Below are 4,131 nucleotides of genomic sequence, written 5' to 3'. Positions count from 1 at the left end.
CATTTATTTTATTCATCGGCTTTTTGTTTTTTAATTTAGCTGTTGTATCGGCGCGACGAATGATGAATCCCGCCGAACACAAATACTGAAACGTTACATGCAAGCGGTCTGACAGTACGCTGTTCGACACTTGTAGTTTTATTCGACTTTTGTTTTTCAATTTTTTTGTTTTTATTGCTTGGCTTCTTCCATCCGCACATTTTAGCCCATTTGCAAGCGCGACAAAACCTTGACACAAAAGCTAACTTGCAAATCCGCTAAAATTTTTGCTTAATATTTTCATTTATTTGTATTCAACCTACTATATTTAAGCGTTTAATTAAAAGTTATTAACTTTAAGAACCAAAAAATAAACATAAACATGAAAAAAAACATTAATGCACCTATGGTGACATTTAAAGATACTCCTCGTCATTTAGAAGTTTCATGTAAAGGTTCAGTTAGAGCACGTAAAGAGAGCGATGGCAGATACTCTGCTTTTCTGATTGGTTTTGATATTCATTTTAGTGCTAATTCAGAAGAAGATATTAAAAAGAAAGCGCGGGCACTCAATAGAATTTTCTTCGACCACTACTTATTGCATGAAAAGAAAAATGGGTTAAAAAAACTTGCTTTAGAATTGCATAAATTAGGTTTTAAATCTGACAACCCAAATGCGCTTCATTCATTAGTTAATCAGAAAGGTGTTAGCGCTAAATTTAAATCCAATTTGGGAGTTCCTGAAGAATTTGAACAAGCTAATGAATATGCTTTAGAAGAATCAGCCTTAACCTATTAAAAACTATCTTTTGGACACATATCTATTTATTGAAATTATAGAATCTGTAAGCGGTATTACTTTCATAAGAGATGATGTTTTTGAAGATGTAAAAGTTAGAATTTATGAAGGTTTAAATGGAAGAATGGTAATCATAGATGTTTCTGACGAAGACATTACAACCAGAACATGCATGAGCCACTTAACCAAATTAGGGATAGAATATTTAATTAAAGCCTTATTCCCCAAAGAAGATTTAGAAGCAGTTATCGCACCAAGCAATATTTCAAAGAACTAATTTTTAATCAGCGTTAAAGTTTTGCGCTGTGTCAAAACTTTAACGCTGTTGCTGACAGGGGTAGGGCTGAAAAAGCCGCCACCCCACACGCCGACAAGCAGGTATCAAAGGCGCACAGAACCAAGACACAGAAAGCCAACCTTTGTACCACCTTGCGGACTTGCAACGCTTCCAAAGACCCTTCGCTACAAAAACAAAAACAGCATCAAGGACACTCCGCCTGCATGTAACATTCGGTTTGCTGAATATGCTGGCTGACGGAAGTTCAATCATCTGCATATCGCTATCAGCTAATATCCAGCTTGACGTAACGCTATTTTGCTTTTGTTGTATATTCATCTTTTTAATCTTTATTCGGCGGTAGTTGTCGGCTGACAGTTATAAAATATCAGCACATCAGCAAGCCGTAACCGTTGTGCGTTATTTTGTGACACTTCAAAATTTAAACCCATAAATGAAACTTAGACTTTTTGCAATTGCCTTATTTGTTGGTCACTTTACTTTTGCTCAGACTTCATCTGACAGCATAACCAACAAAAATTACTACGACCGTTTTCAGGACATCAAAGGACATTCTATTAATTGGCTACGACAATCCGACGCAATTCCTACTATAATAGACGAACTTTTAAAAAGCGGTATTGCTTATCATACAATTGGAGTTGGAAAACTATTAAAACTAAATGACACAACTCGTTTGGTTGTGACAGTATACTTTAAAAAGGGCGACAAAGAATATGGCTTTCTTTACGAAGCGACACATGGTATTCCTTTAAATCGTAAAGACAGAGATTTCTTGACAGACAAGAAAAAAGTGTATTATGTTCAAGCAGAAAATGACGTTGTAAATGGAGTAGACTTCATGAGAGTTGACCCTCTTCCAGACAATATTTTTCTTCTTAAACAAACTTGCTATTGGTTTCAGTTTGACAACAGTGGGACAAAATATGATGTGAATAAAGAAGTAGCCAAAAAAATACTTAGACAAGACATTGATGATTATTTAAAAAAACTGTAAGAAAGAAAAACAAACGCACAACAGGCGGTTTGGCAATATGGCGGGGCGACGAATAAATTCTCAACTTTTGTTCGCTAATCGGCTTCAGTTCCAGCCGACGAATAACGCCGGGCAATAGAATAAACAATGAACTTTTAGTTATAAATTTAGCTGCGGTTACGGGCTGACGATTTTCAAATACCGCCACATCGCCAAGCCGTAGCCGTTGTACGTCATTTTCAATTGACTTTAAACTCTGCTTTATGAAATATTTTTTACTGACTGCTGTTTTATTTAAAACATACTGTTGCTATTCACAACTTCCATTAGAAAGCGAACAATATACTGTGACAAAAACTGGATTTATTTATTATACCAACAAAAATTACGTTGCTTTCGTCGCTCCTAAAAACGAAAAACAAAATCTGCAATACGAAGATTTTTTCACTGACAGTTTAGGAACAGCATATTATCTTCCATCAAATGAAGGTTATCCAAGCTTAGTTATTAGTGACATTAAAAAATGCGAGAAAAAGTTTGTGCTAACTACGCCTTGGATGAACCATGATACCTTAACAATTGCGCCAGTTCAAATTTCGTTTGTTGTATATTCTTATGCCTTAAGTGAGAACCAAATAAAGGAGATAACAGTTCACGAGGCTTATGAATTAGAAAATAAAACTATCGACATAATATCGATTTTTAGTTTAGGGTTAAATGTTACTTTATTAAAACCTTTTTGCAATTAGTTGACCTGATTGACATAAGACTATTCTCTTCATTCTAAATAAACTTCAATTAAAAAAACGAACGCACAACAGTTGCATTTGTAAAAGCATGGCTGACAAGCCACACTTGTGCAGCAGTAAGTCTTATCATCTTTGTTCAAGCCGACAATTCGCTATTCAACATTTGTAATTATCTTCAACACCTTTTTTTCAATTAAGCATTTGTACCAGGCTGACCAATCGCTATTGCCATGCCTTCACAAATGCTGAACCGTTGGCAGCAACCTTAGACGACCACAACCCATTAACAAAAGAAGCAACATAATAAATGAGAAAATTACTTTTAAAAAACGTTGGTGACGGACTAAATCTCATTATTAATAACCAAAGACATAACGACTTAACTGTTGATTTTGGTGGTGACGAAAATATTCATTGCTATTGTTACTTTCACGATAGTTTCATGCTATCTTATTTCCACGCTGACCATTACAACGGTATTTTAAATTGTCGCCATCCTCATCATTTTCATTGGGATTTGGAAAACTTTTATCATCCTGCAATGCCAACTTTTACTGAGGCAAAACAGTTTTTTATAAGTCTTTTGACAATCAATATTAGAGTTTCAAATAATCACCCTATACAAAATACAATTTTAGATTACGTCAGAAGATTAAATAGACGGCCACTAAAATTTAAAGCGGTTTCAAAGGGTGACATTGTTGTTTGTGGTAAGCGTAAATATGAAATTTTGTGGCCACCAAAAGAGCTCACGGAAGAAGAAGCATTAACGGACATCAGAAACGCAATTAGAGACTTTAATGAAGCCAAAGAAAGTGACGAACAACTAAGAGAAATTTATGAAACAGTTAATCACAGATACTCTGAGGTAGAAGATATAAATGAAATAGAAATTAAAAACATAAACGATATTAACGAATTAACAGAATTTGACGGTGAACTATCGGAAGCTGTTCAGAAAGCAAACAAATCATTACGTAAAGCCGCAAATAGACTAAGCATAGCATTCAGGCAAGACGACAATATTCTTTTTTTGGGCGACCTTGAAAGCAGTGAAATAAAATCTTTAGTTGCTGACTTAGTAAGTAACAAAAATGTTGTTTACGACATTCTAATAGCAGCACATCACGGGACACATTGGCATAGAAGCTTGGAAGGTATTAGCGTTGATATTTGTTTAGCTTCAATCGGACAAACTCTAAAAAGCAAAATTAAATACGAATATAAAAGCATATTGGGTACGCCGTTTAAATTGACCACCTCAGGCCGAGGCAAATTGACCAACGGATTTGCTGGCGAAGATTTTCAGTTTGTATGTATTCAGGCGGTT

5 protein-coding genes are annotated in these 4,131 nt (G+C 35.1%); all 5 read left to right on the top strand.

The window, feature by feature from the left end:
* The first annotated feature begins 361 nt into the window (after positions 1-361).
* Positions 362-778: a hypothetical protein gene (locus tag BM015_RS21105; RefSeq protein WP_143075936.1), complete on the top strand. Its 417-nt coding sequence runs from the start codon at positions 362-364 to the stop codon at positions 776-778.
* A 10-nt stretch (positions 779-788) separates the two neighbouring features.
* The gene (locus tag BM015_RS21100; protein ID WP_090663326.1) at positions 789-1,055 is read left to right on the top strand and encodes a hypothetical protein; all 267 of its coding nucleotides are present in this window, start codon (positions 789-791) and stop codon (positions 1,053-1,055) included.
* Positions 1,056-1,509: 454 nt separating this feature from the next.
* Complete coding sequence (locus BM015_RS21090; protein ID WP_090663322.1) at positions 1,510-2,073, top strand: hypothetical protein; 564 nt, start codon at positions 1,510-1,512, stop codon at positions 2,071-2,073.
* Positions 2,074-2,315: 242 nt separating this feature from the next.
* Entirely contained in the window at positions 2,316-2,801 is a 486-nt protein-coding gene (locus BM015_RS21085; RefSeq protein ID WP_090663320.1) for a hypothetical protein, read from the top strand.
* 307 nt (positions 2,802-3,108) lie between these two features.
* The coding region (locus BM015_RS21080; RefSeq protein ID WP_218148602.1) for a hypothetical protein at positions 3,109-4,131 on the top strand (1,023 nt) is incomplete at its 3' end.

This window comes from Parafilimonas terrae (genome assembly GCF_900115755.1).
Lineage (GTDB): Bacteria > Bacteroidota > Bacteroidia > Chitinophagales > Chitinophagaceae > Parafilimonas > Parafilimonas terrae.
Note: the sequence above shows the minus strand (reverse complement) of the source record. Positions and strands in the feature narration are given on the sequence as shown.

Bases quoted from the DNA above. Each gene is read 5' to 3' on its own strand.
- BM015_RS21105 (WP_143075936.1), top strand. From the start codon at position 362: ATGAAAAAAAACATTAATGCACCTATGGTGACATTTAAAGATACTCCT.
- BM015_RS21090 (WP_090663322.1), top strand. From the start codon at position 1,510: ATGAAACTTAGACTTTTTGCAATTGCCTTATTTGTTGGTCACTTTACT.
- BM015_RS21085 (WP_090663320.1), top strand. From the start codon at position 2,316: ATGAAATATTTTTTACTGACTGCTGTTTTATTTAAAACATACTGTTGC.